The organism is Paenibacillus sp. ALE2 (genome assembly GCF_054113385.1).
This window is the reverse complement of record NZ_CM134213.1, coordinates 2,374,616-2,396,929: the sequence shown is the minus strand read 5'-3', so window position 1 is coordinate 2,396,929 and position 22,314 is coordinate 2,374,616. Positions and strand designations below refer to the sequence as shown.

At 57.1% G+C, this 22,314-nt stretch carries 4 protein-coding genes; all 4 read right to left on the bottom strand.

What is annotated here, in order from left to right:
* Window positions 1-70: 70 nt before the first annotated feature.
* On the bottom strand, window positions 71-1,804 hold the full coding sequence (locus ACXHJ1_RS10310) for an ABC transporter ATP-binding protein (protein ID WP_107735305.1): 1,734 nt from the start codon (window positions 1,802-1,804) through the stop codon (window positions 71-73).
* Complete coding sequence (locus ACXHJ1_RS10305) at window positions 1,801-3,627, bottom strand: ABC transporter ATP-binding protein (protein WP_457906024.1); 1,827 nt, start codon at window positions 3,625-3,627, stop codon at window positions 1,801-1,803. The genes ACXHJ1_RS10310 and ACXHJ1_RS10305 overlap by 4 nt, the downstream gene beginning before the upstream one ends.
* On the bottom strand, window positions 3,617-6,925 hold the full coding sequence (locus tag ACXHJ1_RS10300; RefSeq protein ID WP_457906023.1) for a non-ribosomal peptide synthetase: 3,309 nt from the start codon (window positions 6,923-6,925) through the stop codon (window positions 3,617-3,619). Before ACXHJ1_RS10300 ends, ACXHJ1_RS10305 begins: the two co-directional genes overlap by 11 nt.
* Before the next feature lie 154 nt (window positions 6,926-7,079).
* Window positions 7,080-22,073 (bottom strand): amino acid adenylation domain-containing protein, encoded by a 14,994-nt coding sequence (locus ACXHJ1_RS10295; RefSeq protein WP_457906022.1) that lies wholly within the window; start codon window positions 22,071-22,073, stop codon window positions 7,080-7,082.
* Window positions 22,074-22,314: the final 241 nt, after the last annotated feature.

The window sequence follows — 22,314 nt, the reverse complement described above, 5'->3', positions numbered from 1 at the left end:
AGTCATACCTTGGATTGCTAAAAGACTCTGTCGCATTCGCGAGCAAGAAGCCGCCCGCCGTAAAGCGGGTCTAGCCGTACAGCCGGGCGTAATAACCTCCGAGCGCAATCAGGTCCTGATGGCAGCCCCGCTCGACGACCGTCCCTTGGTTCATGACGGTAATCAAATCCGCATGTTCCACGGTGCTGAGACGGTGGGCGATCAGGATGGTGGTGCGCCCTTTCATCAATACGTTCAGGGCCTGCTGTACCCAATGCTGGGATTCGTTATCCAGCGCGGAAGTCGCTTCGTCCAGCAGCAGAATCGGGGCGTTTTTGAGAATCGCCCGTGCGATCGCAATTCGCTGCCTTTGTCCGCCCGACAACGACGCTCCTCTCTCTCCCACCGGCGTTTTATACTGTTCAGGAAGTTCCTGAATGAAATGGTGAGCGTACGCCGCTTTGGCCGCTTCGATCACTTCTTCATCCGTTGCATCCAGGTTGCCGTAGCGGATGTTTTCCTCAATTGTGCCGGTAAACAAGAACGGCTCCTGCGGAACGTATGCAATCTGCCTGCGGATTTCATCCAGCGTGTAATGGCCGAACGGTTTGCCTTGGAGCAGGATTTCTCCGCTGTCCACAGGATAAAAGCCGAGCAGCAGCTTGATCAGCGTACTTTTGCCACTGCCGCTGGCCCCCACGATAGCGGCGACCTGTCCGGGAAACACCTGCATGGAGATGTCGACAAGCACCTTTTTATCCGCCTGATAGGAAAATTCCACATCGCGAAACTCCACCGCAGCCTCCGACACGAGCTCGCTGTGAGGAGATCCCAAACGCTCCGGTTCCTCTTCCTCTCTTAGTACTTCTTGAATCCGGTGAGCGCCCGCGAGCGAATTTTGGGTCATCGACAGAACCGTCCCCAAGTTCAACAAGGCGTGCGTCAGATTCACTTGCAAAACCGCCAGGGCGGCGACGCTTCCCATTCCCATCAGTCCGTAGGCATAAAGAAGACTGCCGATGACGATGATGCCGCAGAACGTGACGTAGCTGATAAAATGATTCACCGCAGCCTGCATGCCGTTCTTCTGCGCGGATTGCCGAAGCGTCTGCGTCATTTGTTCGTTCAACGCCTCGTACTGGCCGTAAATCGTGCGGATGCGGAACAGCTTCACAATTTGAATGCCGCCCATAAAATCTTTGAATTTTTCGGTCATTTTACCGAGCGTTTGCAAGCCTTGTTCGGACAAGGCGCGAATATCCCGCGCAAATTTCAGGCTGACCACGGAGGACAGCAGCAGAATGACGAAGGATACGCCGGCAAACCGCCAATCGATCAACACCATGGAGACAATGGAGCCGATGCAAAAGACAACTTGAAGCAGCAAAACAAAGTAAACCTGCGAGAATGTAAACTCAACGGTCGTTACGTCATTGTTCACCCGCGACAGCAAGTCCCCATGGTGCGTCTGCTCCAGGAATCTCGGCCGCACCCGGCACAGCTTTTCATAAAGACGTTCGCGGATATTCAGCACAGTCAGCTCGACACTGCGCTGGTATAAGTAAATGAACCAGGGAGAAATCACATTTTCAAGGAACAAGGCCGCGCCCAAAATAATAAAGGCTTCCACTATCAGGGACGTATCTCGGGACACGGCGAAATCAACCAAGTTATGTACGACCAAGCTGAAGGCGATCAGGAACAATGTCTGGGTGAGCGCCGTCACTGCCAGGCCAATGGCGTACTGGGTTTTGCGCTTGCGGTTCATAAACATCAGCAAGTAGCTTAGTTCTTTCACTTGCGAGAGCCATCCGCCCTTTTTCATGTGTACGCCACCTCCCTGCGTTCGGCAGACTCAGTAAATTCCTGATAGTACGACTGGGCGTACAGTCCCTTCATCTTCAGCAATTGTTCATGAGTGCCCTTTTCAACAATACTCCCCTGTTCCATGACCCAAATTTCGTCGGCGTTTTGTACTGTAGAAAGCCGGTGGGCAATAATCATCGTCGTTCTCTGCTTCATCAATACGCCCAGCGCTTCCTGAACCGCGCTTTCCGACTCCGGATCAAGAGCCGACGTTGGCTCGTCCAGCAGCAGAACGGGAGCATCCTTCAGAAAAGCCCGGGCCATTGCAATGCGCTGGCGCTGCCCGCCGGACAAAAAGCCTCCGCGCTCTCCGACATACGTCTGGTAGCCGTCGGGAAGCTGCATAATGAAGGAATGCGCCTGAGCGGCTTTGGCGGCTTCGATAATCTCGTCCATCGACGCTACTTCCCGCCCGTGACCGATATTTTCAGCGATCGTGCCGCTAAACAAATATGAATCCTGGGTTACCACGGAAAAATGCGACCGAAGCTGCTCCGGATCGGCGCCGTGGATCAGGCTGCCGAACACGCGGATCTCGCCCTGGCCCTCCGCAAGCGGATAAAAGCCGCATACAAGCTTAAATACCGTGCTCTTCCCTCCGCCGCTCGCTCCGACAAGCGCGATCGTCTTCCCTTCCGGCACCGAGAAGCTAACATTCCGCAGGATCGGGGAGCTCTCCTCATACCCGAAGGTTACGTTCTGAAACTCGATAGGGGCGGCGCTCGCTTTCGGAAGCGAACGACCATTTTCCATTTCGGTCGGCTGCTCGACGATTTCGGAGACCCTTCTCAGGGCACCGGTCATTTCGAACGTCCGCGTGATGAGCTCGGGAATATGCTCCAGCGGCTCCAGACACAGATTCAGCAAGTACAGGAAGGCGATCAGCTCTCCCGCGCCTAGCTGCCCTTTGTAGATCAAATAGCTTCCGTAACTGACGGCGAAAATGATCGGGCTGATCATCAACGTGGAAAGCAGTGGGTTGACCCAGGCTTCCCGCTTTTTCACGGCCAGCTTTTTTTGGGCCGTCAATTGCAGCAGCACTTGGTAGGAGCGAGATAACATGCCGGATAGCAGGTAGCTTTTTACAATAGGCATGCCCCCAAGCGTATCCTGGAGGTTGACGTTCATTCGGCCCATGTTCGCCTGGGCTTCCTCCGTCAACCGCTCCAACTGCTTGCCGATCCATTGGGAAACCAGCAGCGCTACGGGAAATAACAGCAGGCTGTACAACATCAGCTCCCATTGGAGGTAGAGCAAATAAGCGAAACAGCCGATGAACAACAGCGGATGATAAAACCACTGGGCGAGGTCCCGAATCATAAACTGCTGGATGAGCTGCAGGTCGTTGTTGATCCGCGACAATACGTCGCCGGAGTGCTGCTTTTCTAAATAGGAGACCGGGAGTTTACCGATATGACGCATGACATGGTTGCGGATATCCTGCACCGCAGAGGCACTGCTTCGCTCCACGCCGAAGCTCATGAAAAACTTCGCCGGCACACCGATCAAGATGACCACAAAGACCGCATACACGATTTGCAGAACGATTGGCCCCGCCCCCTTCTCGGCCTGGGTGGTCAACTGCTCGATCAAACCTCCCGTCCATATCTCAATAACGGCGGCGGCAATCGCGGACAAGACACCGATGATCATCCAGCCTTTGTGACGGCTTACATAGGACATCAGCCAGCGGAACGCTTTCCAGGCGGCGTAAGCGGTTTGGTGCTTGAAAGGCGCCGCTGTGCCTTGTTCTTGAACAGACGGCTGTCGGTCAGCTTCCATGCAGTACCCCGGCCTCCGCTTCGATCTGCCGCTTGACTTGCTCTAAGATGTCCCGGATGACGATGGCCGTTTCGTCCACGCGCGCGAGTTCCAGCAATTCCTCGTGCGCGCCCTCCAGCCGGTAATCGGCGTAAGCTTGCGTCGTTGCCCCCCGCCAGGAAGGCAATTGGTGCTCCAGGCGGAACGCTTCGCTGTCCTTCGCAATCAGTTCGTAAATCCGGGCCGGGATCGTGCCGGAATTAATGAGCTGCGCTTCGTACGCCAAGGTCGCTTTGACCTTCCGATGAACCCGCTCCCGTACGAGCGGGTTGCTCATTAATTCCTTCTCTTCTTCGTCGAAATCGGCAAGCGTTTCTTCAAGCTCTTTCTCCGACGTTTCGGAAGGCGTCAGCGTGTGCTTAATCCACGAGTCCACCATAAGCACGTCTGTTACGGAATACCCTCTTTTCTCCATCGTTTTGGCTACCTCGAACGTCAGGTTTCCTCCGAAGCAGTAGCCGAGCAGCACGTAAGGTCCTTCCGGCTGGATGCGGACGATCTCGTCCACATAACGGTTCAGCATGGCCTCGTAATCGACGGCATCGTCGATAAAATCAATGCTGTAGAGCACGGACCGACCGTCGAGCCTGCTTGCGAGCTCTCGGTAACCGATGCCGAAGCCGCTGCCCGGAGGGAAGCAGAACACATTCAGATTTCCTACTTTATTCAGCTTAATGAAGGAGTCTCCCCCTTTATCCAGGCCCAGGTCCCCCTCTCCGAAAGCCATGGCTTCAACTGTTACATTATGGAATTGGCGGTTTAGCGGTATCTCAATGCCCGTTTCATCGTAAACGGCTTGAACGAGCCTCATCAGACTTAACGAATTGCCACCCAACTCAAAAAAGTTATCCTTTACGCCGACCTGCGGAACGCCAAGCGTATCCTGCCAGACGCGGGCGATCTTCATTTCGAGCAGCGTTCTCGGCGCGACATATTCCGCTCCTCGGGCCGCGGCTTCCTCCGGCGCGGGCAGCGCTTTACGGTCGATTTTCCCGTTCGGGGTCAGCGGCATCCGCGAAAGCTGCACGAGGTGCGAAGGAATCATATACCCCGGAAGCTGCTTGGCGAGCTCCTCCTTGAGTTCATGCACCGCCAGCCTCGTTTCCGCGACGTAGTAAGCGACAAGCTGCTTTTGGCCGTTCGCATCGTCGCGGTCGAGCACCTTGGCTTCTTGAACGGCGGCGATCTTCAGCAGCTGCGTCTCGATTTCGTCCAGCTCGATCCGGTACCCGCGGATTTTCACCTGATGATCGATCCGGCCCAGGTATTCGATGTTGCCGTCCGGCAGCCAAGCCGCCAAGTCACCCGAGCGGTACAGTTTCTCCCCCTCCGCAAACGGGGAATCGACGAACTTCTCCGCCGTCAGATCCGGACGGTTCAGGTATCCTCTCGCAAGGCCTTCCCCGGCCACGTACATTTCGCCCGCTACGCCGATCGGCACAGGCTGGCGGTTTTCATCAAGGACGTACACCCTCAGCGTCGGGATCGGCTTGCCGATATTGCTCTTCGCCGCCTCCATTTCGACCCACGTGATTTCCTTATATGTAACGTGAACCGTCGTCTCGGTAATGCCGTACATATTAATCAGCTTCGTCTCCGGGTACTTCGTCTTGAAGCCCTTGAGCAGCAGCGGACTCAGCGCTTCGCCCCCGAAGATGACGTTGCGAATCCGAAGATCGTACGGATGGTCCGCCAAGACCTTACGCAGCAGCTGGTAGAAGTACGTTGGCGTCTGGTTCAAAATCGTGACCTGTTCGCGGCCCAGCAGCGCCAGGAAATCGACTGGATTTTTCGCTGTGAGCGGCGGTACGATGACCAGCTTGCCTCCGTTCAGCAGCGCTCCGTACATTTCCCAGACGGAGAAATCGAAGCAGAACGAGTGGAACAGCGTCCACGTGTCGGACGGCCCGAAGTCGAATAGATTCTTGTCGTTGAACAGGAGGCGCACGACGTTCTTATGCTCAATCAGCGTTCCTTTCGGTCTGCCGGTCGTTCCCGACGTGTAGATGACATAAGCCAGGTTGAGCGGCCCGGAAATCGGCTCCAGGTTCGAAGCGTCCAGCGCACCTTCGGAGTCCGCCCCTCTGTCGCCCCAAACGAAATCGTCCAATTCGAGGCGCGTTCCTGCGAAGTCGGTCTTCTCGTGCAGATGCTTTTGAATCAGCAATAACGGCGCACCCGAATCTTCGATCATGAAGCGGATGCGCTCCTCCGGGTAGTCGGGATCGACAGGCACGTATGCTCCGCCCGCTTTGAGAATCGCCAGAATGCCGACGACCATATCGAGCGAGCGTTCGGCCAGAATCGCTACCAGCTGGTCCGCTTCTACTCCCGTCTCCCGCAGCTTCCGCGCAAGGCGGTTGGATCGCTCGTTCAGCTCGCGGTAGGTCAGCTGCCGCTCGTTCATGACGGCGGCCACGTTGTCCGGGTAAAGCTCCGCCTGTTCTTCGAACAAGCCGTAAATCGTTTTCCCCCGCTCGAACCCGGTTTCGGTGTCATTAAATCGCTTCAGCAGCGTCTCCCTCTCGTCTGGGGACAGCACATCGGCTTGTCCAAGCTCCAGATCCGGCTGAAATAAAAGTACGGACAGCAGCCGAACAAGATGGTCGGCCGCCTGTTCTACAAATGCCCGCTCGTACCGCTGCCCGTCAAAGCTTATTTCCAGCTCGATGGAGTGGTTTTGGCGGTCGAAGCGAAAAACCGTATCGGCCGCCACACGGTTACCCAGCGGTTCCGGATGAATCGGGGCGAAGGATGCGACGGTGTTGACGACCGGGAGACCGTCCCCCGTATAGTCCAGATGGAGCGGCTCCACCATTTTCCGAAAAGGCAGGTGCTGATGCTCCAGCGCCTCGCCGATGGAGGCTTTGATGCCCCCGAGCAGCGTTCTCAGCGTAGTCTCGCGGCTTACGGACGTCTTGATCACCAAGATGTCATGCGGCGGCGGAGTCCCGTCGGGGTCTGCGCTATAAGAAGGCATGCCGACCAGCACTTGGTCCCGCCCGGTATATTTGAACAGCAGGCTTTTTACTCCTGCCAAAACAATCATGTACAAAGCCAAATCCGAACCGTTGGCAAGGCAAATGATTCTCTCCGAGATTTCGCTCGGCAGAGTACGGTGAAGCAAACCCGGCTCGGCCGCAGCTTCCCCGTCGGCCGATAATTTGGAGGATTGACTGTAGGGAAGGAAGCTCAGGCTGTCATCGGCGTCAAACTTGCCGCTCCAGTACCGTTCTTCCTTTTCAAACAAAGATTTCATTCGTACCTCCCCTAAAAATGAAGTGACCGCATGCCCCGGCGCAGGTCCGAAAAAGCTTGCTTTCGGCCTGCGCGTTTACGGGCTTGGACGTTGTTCGCCGTCTTCCTTGGGATGCGCGCCGCTTTCGTTTGACGGCGGAGGCGCGCTTGTAGGATTAGAACGCGAATTCGATCGTATCGACGGCACTCTTTGCGCCTGCCGCCGGTTTATGGCATTCAATCCGGCTTAGCTCGAGTTGTGGATTTTCCGCAATTTGAGACAGTACCCGCAGGTAATCCTCGGTCAAGGTGCGGATCATCGCTTCTTTGAACAGCTTGGTGGCGTAGAAGAAGCCCCCGCTCAGCGCCCCGTTGTTTTCATACATAAACAGTGTCAGATCGAACTTCGCTTCTTCTAAATGGTCAAGCTCGTAAGTCTTCAGGCTGACCCCTTCCAGCTCGGCGTCTCGTTCTTCGATATTTTGCAAGTCGAAAACGGCATCGAACAGCGGGAAGCGGCCCGGCTCCCGCTTCACATTCAAACGCTCCACGAGCTCCTCGAATGGATAGTCCTGGTTCTCGAAAGCACCCAAAGCCGTTTCCTTCACTTCTTCCAGGTAGGACAAGAACGTCTTGTCGCCCGAAGGACGATTGCGGATCGCCAGCGTATTGACAAACATCCCGATGACCGATTCCAAATCGGCGTTCGTTCTTCCCGCCACCGGGGTGCCCACGATCAAGTCCTCCTGCCCGCTGTACTTGGACAGCAGCACGGTATAAGCCGCAAGCAGCACCATGAACAGTGTGCTTTCACGCTCGGCCGCCAATTCGCGTAGCCGCGCAGAGAGAGAAGCTTCGACGTTGAACTCCAGATGCGCGCCTTCGTAGCTGCGAGCCGTGGACCGTTCGTAGTCGATCGGCAGGTCCGCCGTCGGCAGCTCGCCTTCGAAGGTTTGCAGCCAGTACGCTTCCTGCCGCCCGATCCGCTCTCGGTGGGCCTTCGACTGCTGCCAAACGGCATAATCCTTGTATTGAATGCGCAGTGGCGGCAGTTCTTCCCCGGCGTAGAAACTTGAGAACTCATCGATCACAATCGCCATCGATACGCCGTCAGACACCATATGGTGCATGTCGAAAAGGAGAATATGCAGGTTCGGCTCCAGCTCGATGACCCCGGCGCGCAGCAGCGGCGGCTTGCCGAGATCAAACGGTCGAATGAAGCTGCGGACGATCTGCTCGATTTGAGCCGCATCCTCTTTATCCGCTTGATGATGCTCGATAGCAAAACCGACCTGCGGGTAAATCCGCTGAACCACTTCGCCCTTCACGATTTCAAAACCGGTGCGCAGCGATTCATGCCGTGTTATCAATTTCCGCAAGGCGGCTTCCAACCGGTCTAAATCAAACTCGCCTTCCACCTGCACCAGCTCCGGCATGTTGTAAAGCTGATCCGCTCCATCCAGCGTGTGCTGAATGAACAGCCGTTTCTGCGCGGAGGACAGAGGGTAGTACTCTCTCTCCTCCGCTTGAGGAATGGCCTCATGCTCCCGCCGTTCCATCCGGGCGATCGCCTCAGCCATCGCCGCAATCGTCGAGTGACGGAATACGTCGCGCAGCGGCAGGTTGACGTTTAATTCCTTAAATACCTTGCCCGCCAGCGTCGTCGCCCGCAGGGAGTGGCCGCCGATGTCGAAGAAGTTGTCGTGAACGCCAATCTCCTTCGCAAGCCCCAGCACCTCTTGCCAAATCGCCGCCAGCTTCGTTTCCAGCTCATTGCGCGGTGCGACGTACTCCGTTCCGCTTCCCGCTTCCCCTTCCGGCGCCGGCAGCGCCTTCCGGTCAATCTTTCCGTTCGGCGTTAGAGGCAGGTGCTCCAGCTCCACGAAGTACGACGGGATCATGTACCCCGGCAACTCCTGCGCCAGCGCGCTGCGCAAATCGTTCATCGCCAGCTCCGCTCCGGTATCCAGCGTGTAATACGCGCATAGCGCCTTCTGCCCGTTCGCATCACTTCGAACCAACACCACCGCTTCGCGCACGCCTTCCACCCGCAGCAGCTGCGACTCGATCTCGCCCGTCTCAATCCGGTACCCCCGGATTTTCGCCTGGTTGTCGATCCGGCCGATGAAGTCCACGTTGCCGTCTTCCATCCACCGCGCCAAGTCTCCCGTGCGGTACAGCCGCTCGCCCGCGGCGAACGGGCTGTCTACGAACTTCTCTTCTGTCAGCTCCGGACGGTTCAAGTATCCGCGCGCCACTCCGACTCCGCCGATGACCAGCTCGCCCAGCACCCCGACCGGCACCGGATTCAGGTGCGCGTCCACGATGTAGAACTTGGCGTTCAGCCACGCTTTGCCGATCGGCACATGGCCTGTCTGCGGCAGCTTCGCCAGCTCCTCGTCGTAGAAGCTGGAGTCGATCGCCGCTTCCGTCACGCCGTATGCGTTGACGATCCGGAACAACGAGCCGAAGCGTTCCTGCAAGGTCCGGTAATCCGCCACGCTGCAGCTGTCCGAGCTCGTGATCAACAGCTCCATCCCGCTCATATCCAGTTGATGCTCGTGCACGTACTCCAGGAACGGCACGATCAGCGCCGGCGTCGATTCGAAGATCGTCACTTGCTGCTGGCTGATCCAGTAGTGCAGACGAGACGGATCGATCCGGTCGTCCTTCGGCACAATCACCATCGTGCCTCCGTTGTACAGCGTCCGCGCGATATCTCCCACGAACACGTCAAACGAGAAGCTTGCGAGCTGCAGCAGCCGCACTGGGAACTGATCCAACCGGTATTCCCGCCAGTAGCCCGCCGCCGTGTTCACCAGGCTGCGGTGCTCGATCATCACGCCCTTCGGCTTGCCCGTCGTTCCCGACGTGTAGATCACGTACGCCAGATCCTCCGGACGGGCTTCATGGAAGCTGTTGGTGCCAACATTCTGATGGCTCTCATCGCCGTCGTCCACAGCATCCGTCAGCTTGCCGGAGACCATGCTGGAGACAATCGGCGCATTCGCCCGCTCCTCGCTGTACGACGCTTCGTCGTCCAGGTACAGCACCGCCGCTAGCGCCAGCTCCTCTTCGCCGAGCCAGGCTTCGGCGCGCTCTCGCAGCGCCGTTTGCGTCAGCAGCACCTTCGCTCCGCTGTCTTCGAGCATGAACCGCACGCGCTCCGCCGGGTAATCCGGGTCGAGCGGCACATACGCCCCGCCTGCTTTCCAGACGGCCAGCACGGCCACCAGCAAGTCCACCGAACGCTCGGCGAGAATGCCGACGATCGTCTCCCGGCCGATGCCGCTTGCGCGCAGCGTGGCCGCCAAGTGGTTCGCCCGCTCGTTCAGCTCCGCATACGTCAGCCGGTCGTTCTCGTACACAACGGCCGTCTCTTCCGGCGTGCGCTCCGCTTGTTCTTCGAACAGCCGATGGAACGCGGCCGCAGGAGCCACTTCCGGCTGCGCCGGGTTAAACGCGCCGAGAATTTGTTCTTTTTCCTCTGCCGTCAGCAAGTTCAGCTCAGCGATCTTCGCATCCGGACGGCTTACGATCGTTACGAGCAGCTGTTCGTAATGTTTCGCCAGCCGTTCGATCGTCTCCCTTTTGTAGAGAGCCGTCGCATATTCGAAGCTGTAATCCAAGCCGCCGTTCTCCTCGCCCACATCCAAGCTGATATCAAACTTCGCGGTATCCAGTGCGCTCGGATAAGGAATCAGGCGAAGCCCTTCCAGCTCAAATTCCTCGTTCTCCGTATTCTGCATCGTAAACAGCGTGTCGAAGAGCGGATTGCGGCTTAAATCACGGGTGACTTGCACCTTGTCCACCAATTCTTCGAACGGATAGTTTTGATGCTCGAAGGCGTGGAGGGTCGTTTCTTTGACTTCGTTCAGGTATGACAGGAATGTCTTCTCCGAAGCCGGATAACTGCGGATAGCCAGCGTGTTTAAGAAAATCCCGATCAACGGCTGTACATCTCCATGATTCCTTCCAGCAATCGGTGTACCGACGATCACGTCTTCCTGACCTGAATATTTATGCAAAAGGACGTTATACGCCGCAAGCAGCACCATAAACAGCGTCGTGCCCGTTTCCGAGGCCAGCTGCTTCAGGCCGTCGGTTTTCGAAGCGTCGAAGAAAAACTCCAGCGTTTGGCCTTCGTAGCTCTGCACGGCCGGACGCGGATAGTCGGTCGGCATTTCCAGCACCGGAAGCTCGCCTTGGAACATGTCCAGCCAGTATGCCTCCTGGCGCTGAAGCCGTTCCTTCTGCTCCTGCGAATGCTGCCAAACGGTGTAGTCTTTGTACTGAATGCGCAGAGGCTCCAATTGCTCGCCGCCGTACAAGCGGACGAATTCTTCAACAAAGATTTCCATCGATACGCCGTCGGAAATAATATGATGCATGTCGTACATTAGAATATGGCGTTCCGGAGCCAGCTCGACAAGGCCTACCCTCAGCAGCGGAGGCTTCGCCAAGTCAAACGGACGGACGAAACGACGAACCGTCTCTTCGGCCTCTTGCTTATCCGCTCGATAGAACTCCACGGCAACATTCACGTCCTGATAAATCCGCTGCGATGCTTCGCCATCCACCATTTCGAACCCGGTGCGCAGCGTTTCATGCCGCGTCACGAGCTTACGGAACGCTTCTTCGAACCTTGCCCGGTCCAAAGCACCCTCCAGCAGCATCGCTTCCGGCATGTTGTAGCTAAGCTCCGCGCCTTCCAGTTGATTCAGGATAAAGAGACGTTTTTGAGCAAAAGATTGCGGGTACACCTCTCGGTCATCCGCCACCGGTATGGAAACGAATGTCTGCTCATCCAGCCGGGAAATGGCGGCCGCCATGCTCTCGATGGTGGAATGGCGGAACACGTCGCGCAGCGGCAGATCCACGTTCAACTCTTTATGAATCTTGCTGACCAGCGTCGTCGCCCGCAGGGAGTGGCCGCCGATGTCGAAGAAGTTGTCGTGAACGCCAATCTCCTTCGCAAGCCCCAGCACCTCCTGCCAAATCGCCGCCAGCTTTGTTTCCAGCTCATTGCGCGGTGCGACGTACTCCGTTCCGCTTCCCGCTTCCCCTTCCGGCGCCGGCAGCGCCTTCCGGTCAATCTTTCCGTTCGGCGTCAGAGGCAGGCGCCCCAGCTCCACGAAGTACGATGGGATCATGTACCCCGGCAGCTCCTGCGCCAGCGTGCTGCGCAGATCGTTCACTGCCAGCTCCGCTTCGGTATCCGGCGTGTAATACGCGCACAGCGCCTTCTGCCCGTTCGCGTCACTTCGAACCAGCACCAACGCTTCGCGTACGCCTTCCACCCGCAGCAGCTGCGACTCGATCTCGCCCGTCTCAATCCGGTACCCCCGGATTTTCGCCTGGTTGTCGATCCGGCCGATGAAGTCCACGTTGCCGTCTTCCATCCACCGCGCCAAGTCTCCCGTGCGGTACAACCGCTCGCCCGCGGCGAACGGACTGTCTACGAACTTCTCTTCCGTCAGCTCCGAACGGTTCAAGTACCCGCGCGCCACTCCGACTCCGCCGATGACCAGCTCGCCCAGCACCCCGACCGGCACCGGATTCAGATGCGCATCCACGATGTAGAATTTCGCATTCAGCCACGCTTTGCCGATCGGCACATGGCCTGTCTGCGGCAGCTTCGCCAGCTCCTCGTCGTAGAAGCTGGAGTCGATCGCCGCTTCCGTCACGCCGTATGCGTTGACGATCCGGAACAACGAGCCGAAGCGTTCCTGCAAGGTCCGGTAATCCGCCACGCTGCAGCTGTCTGAGCTCGTGATCAACAGCTCCATCCAGCTCATATCCAGCCGATGTTCGTGCACGTACTCCAGGAACGGCACGATCAGCGCCGGCGTCGATTCGAAGATGGTGACCCGCTCCTGCTCAATCCAATGGTGCAGACGAGAAGGATCGATCCGGTCGTCCTTCGGCACAATCACCATCGTGCCTCCGTTATACAGCGTCCGCGCGATATCTCCCACGAACACGTCGAACGAGAAGCTTGCGAGCTGCAGCAGCCGCACTGGGAACTGATCCAACCGGTATTCCTGCCGGTAGCCCGCCGCCGTGTTCACCAGGCTGCGGTGCTCGATCATCACGCCCTTCGGCTTGCCCGTCGTTCCCGACGTGTAGATTACGTAAGCCAGATCCTCCAGACGGGCTTCATGGAAGCTGTCAGTGCCAACATTCTGAGGGCTCTCATCACCGTCGTCCACAGCATCCGTCAGCTTGCTGGAAATGCCGAAGACAATCGGCGCATTCGCCCGCTCCTCGCTGTACGACGCTTCGTCGTCCAGATACAGCACCGCCGCTAGCGCCAGCTCCTCTTCGCCGAGCCAGGCTTCGGCGCGCTCTCGCAGCGCCGTTTGCGTCAGCAGCACCTTCGCTCCGCTGTCTTCAAGCATGAACCGCACGCGCTCCGCCGGGTAATCCGGGTCAAGCGGCACATACGCCCCGCCTGCTTTCCAGACGGCCAGCACGGCCACCAGCAAGTCCACCGAACGCTCGGCGAGAATGCCGACGATCGTCTCCCGGCCGATGCCGCTTGTGCGCAGCGTAGCCGCCAAGCGGTTCGCCCGCTCGTTCAGCTCCGCATACGTCAGCCGGTCGTTCTCGTACACGACGGCCGCCGCTTCCGGCGTGCGCTCCGCCTGTTCCTCGAACAGCCGGTGGAACGCCGCCGCAGGAGCCGCTTCCGGCTGCGCCGGGTTAAACGCGCCGAGAATTTGCTCTTTTTCCTCTGCCGTCAGCAAGTTCAGCTCGGCAATCTTCGCATCCGGACAGCTTACGATCGCCGCAAGCAAATGTCCGAAATGAGTCGACAACCGCCGGACCGTGCTTTCTTTATAAAGAGCCGTTGCGAATTCAAAGCTGCACTCCAGGCCGCCGTTTTCTTCCGTAACATCCACACTCAGGTCGAACTTGGCCGTACCGTATTCGCTAGGGTACGGGGACAATTTCAGCCCTTCCAGCTCAAACTCTTTATCCTCCAAGTTTTGCAGGGAGAACATCGTGTCAAACAGCGGATTGCGGCTCAAATCCCGGCTGACCTGCACTTTATCGACGAGCTCTTCGAACGGATAATTCTGATGCTCGTAAGCACCTAAGGTCGTTTCTTTCACTTCTTCCAGATACGACAGGAAGGTCTTCTCCGAAGCCGGATAATTGTGGAGCGCCAGCGTATTGACGAACATTCCGATCAAAGGCTGCGTGTCTCCGTGCGTTCTGCCCGCAATCGACGTTCCGACGATCAAATCGTCCTGACCTGTGTATTTATGCAAAAGCACGGTATATGCCGCAAGCAGCACCATATACAGCGTCGTTCCTCTTTGAGCGGCCAGTTGCTTCAAGCCTTCGTTTGTTGCCTCGTCCACGAAGGACGTCAGCGTTTGTCCCTCAAAGCTCTGCACGGCAGGACGCGAATAGTCCGTCGGCATTTCCAGAACCGGCAGTTCACCCCGGTAACGGTCCAGCCAGTAAGCTTCCTCGCGTTTCAACTGCGCTTTTTGCTCGTCCGACTGCTGCCATACCGCATAGTCCTTGTATTGAATGCGCAAAGGCTCTAATGACTCGCCACCGTACAGACGAACGAGTTCCTCGACTAACACGTCCATCGAAACCCCGTCGGAGACAATATGGTGCATGTCGAACATCAGCAAATAACGTTCGGTTGCGAGCTCTACGAGCTCCACCCGCAGCAGCGGAGGCTTCGCCAAGTCGAAAGGTCGGATGAAGGCCTGCACGACTTCAGGCGCTTCTTCCTCGCTCGCATGACGGTACTCGACGGCAAAGTCGACGCTCTCGTAAATGCGCTGTACTGCTTCGCCTTGTACGATCTCAAAGCCGGTTCGTAGCGTTTCGTGCCGTACGATCAGTCCGCGGAAAGCCTTCTCCAGCAGGCTCCGGTCAATCGATCCTTCCAGCAGCAGCACGCCCGGCATGTTGTAGCTCTGATCGGACCCTTCTAGCTGATTCAGGATAAACAGCCGCTTCTGAGCTGAGGAAAGCGGATAATATTCTCTTACGCCTGCCAGCGGAATCGATGAGAATGACTGCTCTCCGATCCGGGTGATGGCGAGAGCCATCTCTTCGATCGTCGAGTAGCGGAATACGTCGCGCAGAGGCAGCTCGACGTTCAGCTCCTGATGCACCTTGCTCACCAGTGTCGTCGCCCGCAGGGAATGGCCGCCCAGGTCGAAGAAGTTGTCATGAACGCCGATGTGCTCCAATCCGAGTACGCTTTTCCAAATTCCGGCCAAGCTGGCTTCCAGCGGAGTACGAGGCGGAGTACGTCCTTCGCCCGGCTGCAAGCTCTCCTCCGGCGTCGGAAGGGATCGGCGGTCGACCTTGCCGTTCGCCGTCAGCGGGAGCCGCTCCAACTGGATCAGGTACGCCGGGATCATGTAGGCCGGCAGTTCCTGGGAAATCACGTTCTTCAGCTCGGCCGCTGGAAGCTCGCGGTCCGCTTCATAATAGGCGCAAAGCTGCTTCTCGCCGGAGGCGTTTACCCTCGCGAATACCGTCGTTTTCCGAATTCCCTCCACTTTCTGAAGCTGAGCTTCGATCTCGCCCAGTTCAATGCGGAAGCCGCGGATTTTCACTTGGTCGTCCGTCCGTCCCACGTATTCGATCGTGCCGTCCGGCAGCCATTTGGCCAAATCCCCCGTTCGGTACATGCGCTCTCCCGGCACAAACGGATTGTCGACAAATTTCTCCGCCGTCAGCTCCGGCCGGTTGTTGTAGCCCCGTACCAAGCCTTCTCCGCCGACGCAAAGCTCTCCAGCCACGCCGATCGGCAGAAGCTTATTCGCGCTGTCGACGATATACACCGTTGTATTGCTGATCGGCCGTCCGATGGGTACGGTAACCGCCGACTCATCGACAAAGTCGACCGGAAGGTGCGTGGTATAAACCGTGCTTTCCGACGGGCCGTACAGGTGGTTAAGCCTGCCCGGTCCGATATGGGCGAGCGCTCGACGCACATGGCCGACCGACACGCGCTCTCCTCCGAACAAAATCGCCCGGACATCCCGCAGGCAGTCGACGTTCACATCTACAAGGACGTTGAAGTAAGCCGTCGTAATCAGCATGACCGAGATGCGCTCGTGCTGGATGAGATCCGCCAGCCGGCCGATTTCCAGCAAAGTCTCGCGGGGAACCAGCACCAGCCGCGCCCCATTGGTCAAAGCGCCGAAAATATCGAAAATCGCTCCGTCGAACGAATAGCTTGAAAGCTGGAGGACATGATCCCGCTCGGTGATGTCGATATAATTCGTATTTCGCACGATCCGCACGATGTTGCGGTGCGAAACAAGGTTGCCTTTCGGCTTGCCCGTCGTACCTGACGTATAGATGACGCAGGCCAGATCTGTCGCTTCGGTGCCCGGATTAAGATTTGTGCCGTCCTCGTGATAGAAGGACTCGTCATCCAGTAAGATCACGGAGTCCGAACCCGCCAGGCGCTCGCGCAAGCGGCTTTGCGTCAGCATGACCTGCGCTCCCGAATCCTCGATCAAGAAACGGATACGCTCCTCGGGATATTCCGGGTCAATCGGTACGTAAGCCGCTCCGGCTTTGTGTGCCGCCAGCATACCCACCACCATTTCGATGGAACGCTCAGCCATAATGGCGACCAGACGGCCTTTGGATATCCCGTGGCTACGCAAGGTACGGGCAAGGCGATTGACGCGTTCGTTCAGCTCGCGGTAGGTCAGCTCTTGCTCATTCAAGGAGATGGCAGCTGCATCCGGGATGCGCTCCGCCTGCTCTTCGAACAATTGAATGAGCGTCTTCCCGCGCGGAAATTCCGTGATGGTGTCGTTAAAACGTCCGAGAAGGTCGGCCTTTTCCGCCTCCGTCACAAGTTCCAGCTCGCCCACTGTAATTTCCGGGTTATCCGTCACCTGCTCCAGCAGATGGACCAGATGCCCCTTGAGCCGCTCGATGCTGTCTTTATCGAACACTTCGGCGTTAAAGTCGAAACGAATTTCGATCTCGACTCCCGGCACCACGGTCACGTTGAAGTTATAGTTCGTCTGCTCCTCCATCTGAACGTCAGCGATCGTCAGGTCTCCGTGCTGCTGGTCGCCCGCCTGCTCCATCTGCTCGTCCACCGGATAGTTCTCGAAAGCGATGATATGGTTGATCAGGTTCTGCTTTTGCACGCTGCGGGCTTGAATTTCATACAGCGGATAGTAATCATAACGACCAGACTCCAGCGCCCGCTCTTGGAGCTTCGCCATCAGGTCGGCGAACACGGTGTCCGCTTCGCTCGTGACGCGGACCGGTACCGTATTGATGAACAGCCCGATCATGGACTCGATGCCCGGGATTTCCGCCGGTCTTCCGGCCACGACGCTGCCGAATACGGCATCGTTTGTCCCGTTATATTTTTGCAGCATCACGCCCCAAGCGGCTTGCAGCAGCGTATTGACCGTAACTAGGCGCTGTTTCGCCACCCGGTCCATTCGCTCGCTCAAGTCCTTGCCGAGCTCGGCGGTGACGTGATCAGCCGTAAATCTGCCGTTCGGTGCCGGTTCCTTTTGTCCTGGGAGTATGGTTTGCCCTTCATAACCTGCCAGGAATGCCGTCCAATAGCCGGATGCCGCCTGATCGTCCTGTTTCTCCAACCATTCGATATAAGCGCCATAATCCGATCCCTTATCTCCCGCTGGCTGCTTGCCGGATGCCAAGGCCGAATACGTCTCAAACAGCTCCTGCGTCAGCTGCGGCAGGCACCAGCCGTCCATCAAAATATGCTGGAAACTCCACAGCACATGATAGCTTTGCTCTTCGGTGCGCAGGATCGTAACCCGAACGAGCGCATCATGTTCCAGGTCGAAGCCGCGAAGCTTGTCATCCTCGGCCTTTTTATCCAAATACGTTTGTTTCTCGTCCGCCTGCAAATGGAGCAGCTCTTCATATTCAAAGCCGACCGGCTTGTCGCGGTATATGATTTGCAGCGGCTCGCCCGCCGGTCCTTTCACAAAATTTGCCCGCAGCACCAGATGACGTTTCGCAAGCTCCATCCAGCTCCTCTCGAAAAGCTGGACGTCGAGTGCTCCCCGCATCGTAAACTGCGTTTGCTCGAAGTAAGCGGCCGTCTGCCGGTCAAGCGCGCTGTGGAACCACATGCCCTTCTGCATCGGCGTAAGCGAGTAAATATTTTCGATTTCCCCGAGATGGTCTGAACGCTGAGCGATTTGCTCCAATTCCGCGATGGTCAAGCCTTTAAATTGCACGTCGCTCGGCGTCAATTCGGTGTTTTCTTTGCCTGCGCAGTGGGTAATGAGCTCTCGGAGACTTTGCTCAAGCCACTGAGCGAAGTCTTCCATCGTTTCCTTGCGATACTGCTTCCGGCTGTAGCTGAGATCGAGCGATAAAGCGCCGTCCAGCACCATGCCGTTGATATCCAGCACAAAGCTGCGGGCCTGTCGGTCGCTGGCCGGGCTGCCGCTGGAATAAGATGATATGCCGATCTCGTCCTGGTTGACATCATCGTCGAACTGACCGAGGTAGTTAAAATTAATTTCCGGCTCTGCACCCCAAACAAAGCCATCCTCCGATTTGGAGAGATAGCGGCATACGCCGTACCCAAGCCCTTTGTTCGGAATGCGGCGCAAGCTTTCCTTGACCTGTTTAATCTGATAGGCCAAATCCCGGTCGGTTTCCGGCTCCAGGACGACCGGAAACTTGGTCGTAAACCAGCCGACTGTGCGCGTGATGTCGATATCCGTTCCGATCGATTCGCGTCCGTGTCCTTCTAGATTGATCCGCACCCGTTCGTGTCCCGTCCACTTGCGAATGGCTATGCCGAGCGCCGTTACCAAAATATCGTTCATTTCGGTGTTGTAGGCCCGGTGAACCCGCTTCAGCAGCAGTTCCGTTTCTTCGGGAGTCAAACAGACGAACAGCGATTCGCTGTCCTGCTGCGTCGTAACGTCCGCCTCCAGATCCTTCGGCACGGCCGGAACCGCAATTTGTTCCACGGCCTGCCAATAGGCCCGTTCCTTCGCCATCTCCGGGCTTTGCACGTAAGCGGCCAACTGCTCGGACCAAGTGCGGTACGCATCCGTTTTCGCCGGGAAACGAATTTCCTCACTTTTGCCGGCCTGTTCGTAACCCAGGGCGAAATCCTCCATCAAAATACGCCAAGACACGCCGTCCACCACGGCATGATGAACCGCGAGCAGCAAATGATCGCCGTCCGCGCATCGGAACAGTCCTGCCTTCACGAGGGGCCCGTTCTCCAGATCGATGCCCGCTTGAATGTCCGTTGCCTTCGCTTCCACAGCCTGCGCGGTATTCTCTGCATCCTTGAAGTCGAACACGTCCAGCGTGAACAGCCCTCCTTCTTGAATCGCACGGTTCCGCGCGCTAAACCCTTGTTCCGTTTTGCGGAACACCATCCGCAAGGCGTCATGATGCTCGGCCAGCTTTTGCAGCACCTGACACACCGTCTCTTCGTCGAAGCGTTCCTTCCGGTACAGTATCACCGACTGGTTGAAATGATGCGGGTCCGCAAAGGAGCTCTCGAAAAACCAATGCTGAATCGGCGTCAGCGCCGTTTCACCCGTTATTTCGCCTTGATCAATGGTACGTCCGATCGGTTTCACATGCAGGCTGAGCTGTGAGATAGTCGGATATTTGAACAAATCCCGGATTTCCAGCTTGTACCCGGCTTGATGAAGCCGCGAAGATACTTGAATGGACTTGATCGAGTCTCCGCCCAGCTCGAAGAAATGATCCGTTACCCCAACGCGATCGGCGTTCAATACCGCCTGCCACACATCGGCAAGCGTCCGCTCGGCTTCATTGCGGGGAGCTACGTACGCGCCGCCGGTCAGTGCGTTTCCTTCCGGGACGGGCAAAGCCTTGCGGTCGATTTTGTCGTTCGGCGTGAGCGGCATCCGCGGAAGCTGAACAAAATGCGCCGGAATCATGTAATTCGGCAATTTTTGCGCCAGCGCGCTTCTCAACTCGCCGAGCGTAAGCGGGTGGCCCGCGACCAGGTAGGCGCACAGTTCTTGTCCACTTTTGCCTTCGCGCGCGATTACGATCGTCTCCTGCACGGAGTCGATCTTCAGAAGTTGCTCTTCAATCTCGCCGATCTCGATCCGGAATCCACGGATTTTCACCTGATGATCGATCCGGCCCAAGTACTCAATATTTCCGTCCGGCAGCCAGCGGGCGAGATCTCCCGTCCGGTAAAGGCGTTCTCCCGGCGCAAACGGATGTTCCACGAACTTCTCTGCCGTCAGCTCCGGATGGTTCAGGTAACCTCTCGCAAGCCCCACGCCTGCCACACACAGCTCGCCGTCCACTCCCGGAGGCACAAGCTGCAGGTGGGTATCCAAAATAAAAATCCGGTGATTGGCCAGCGGGCGCCCGATCGGAATGACTCTGCGCTCCGACTGCTCCTCATCCGCATCCCAAAGCGTCGTAACAATCGAAGCTTCGGTAGGGCCGTAAGCATTGAAATAGTGGACCTTCGGTTTCCACTGCTGCACGAATTCGGCCGATACCGCAGAGCCTCCCGTTACGAGCTTCGTTAAGCTGGGAAGGCGGTCCGGGTTCAAATAAGCGCTGTACGTTGGAGGCAAAATCGCCGCCGTAATCGCATGCTCGTTCATATAACTCTCGAACAAGCGGGTGTCGAGAATCGTCTCGGCCGTCGGGATGTACAAAGCCGCGCCAAAATAGAGCGCTTTGAACATTTCCCAGCAGGACGCGTCGAACGACAGGCTGGCGAATTGAACGATCCGGTCATGCTCCGTGATGCCTAGCCTATCCGCGAACATCAGCTTCAAGCTGACCAAACCGCGATGCTCCAGCATGACCCCTTTGGGTTTGCCCGTCGTACCTGACGTATAGATGACATAAGCAAGATCATTCGGACCGCTGGCCGGCTCCAAGTTCGAGCCATCGTCGCTGTAGGTCTGCTCGTCATCCAGCGCCAACACGTTTCCTTCGAACGGCACCTGCTGCAGCAGCTCCCTTTGAGTCAGCAGCAGCTGCGCGTTCGAGTTCTCCAGAATGTAGCGGATGCGTTCTTCCGGGTATTCCGGGTCGATCGGCACGTAGGCACCGCCAGCTTTCAGAACCGCCAGTATGCCAACGACCGTCTCCAGCGATCTCCTGGCCATCAAGCCTACCAGCTGATTGGGCAGCACACCGACCGATCGCAGCGTCCGCGCCAGCCGGTTCGCCCGTTCGTTCAGCTCCGCGTACGAAAGCCGACGACCCTCAAAGACAACCGCCGTCGCTTCGGGCACCCGCTTCGCCTGCTCCTCCACGAGTTGATGAATCGTCCGATCACGGGGATAGTCCTTCTCGGTATCGTTAAAGCTTTGCAACAATTGAAATTTCTCGTCCTCCGACAGCATGTCCACACGCACGATGTCCATCTCCAACTCGTGAAGCCCCACGGACAACAGGCGATTCAGATGGCCGACGACCCGAGTCATGAACTCGGAGTCATATAAGTGCTCGTTATATGACAGCACTAGCTGTATCGTCCCGCCCGTTAAGCTGAATTCAAAGGAGCAATCCGTGACCACGTTTTGCCCAATTTCGTCCAGGTGCAGCTCCTTAAGGGATACTAGCGTATGGACGACGGGTATCCCGTCTGCATATTGCAGATCCAGCTTCTCCGTCATTTTCAAGAACGGAATATGTTGATGCTGAATCGCTTCCGGCAAGGAAGTCCTCAGCTCGCTCAAAAGCGTTTTAAAAGTCGCACCCGCCGAAAGCGAGTTTTTCAAAATGATCGTATGATTAACGGATCGGCGCGTCTCCTTCGGTTTCCGTACAACCGGCATGCCGACCAGAATGTCAGAAGCGCCTGTATATTTATGCAAGAGTGACTGAACACCTGCGAGCAAAATCATAAAAGTGGCCAGAGGAGCGCCCTTGCTCATTTGAAGGACGCGCTGCGCCACTTCCTCCGAAAGCGTCCCGCCGACGGTTGTCATAATGGGCGTCAGGGAGCTTGGAGCTTTGCTGTAAGGTAGCCGCGTCAAGGTATAATCGTCGCTACCGAATTTTTCGTTCCAAAACAACGTTTCTTTTTCAAAAGCCATCTGGATCGTTCCCCTCTCTTCATCGGTAAAAGCAATCCGGCGGAGCATATGCAGCAGCAACGCTCCAGCCTCGCTCTCCGCCTTTTCAAACATGTGCCAACAATGTCAATGGCTTTCGCCAGGTCACCGCTTCGCTTGCCCGGTTGATCGCATGCGGCAATCCTCTGTCTAGCAGCTGCTCGGCTCCCATGCGTGAAAGACAACAAAGAGCATCGTTCTACGCAAGAGAAGCGCTGCTTCCGGCTCCTCTGCTTCATTATGCTTGCTGTGGACGAGCCGCCCGAAGACGGTCTTTGGTTTAACAATGGGTTCGGAATTGGATTTGGGGGTTGGA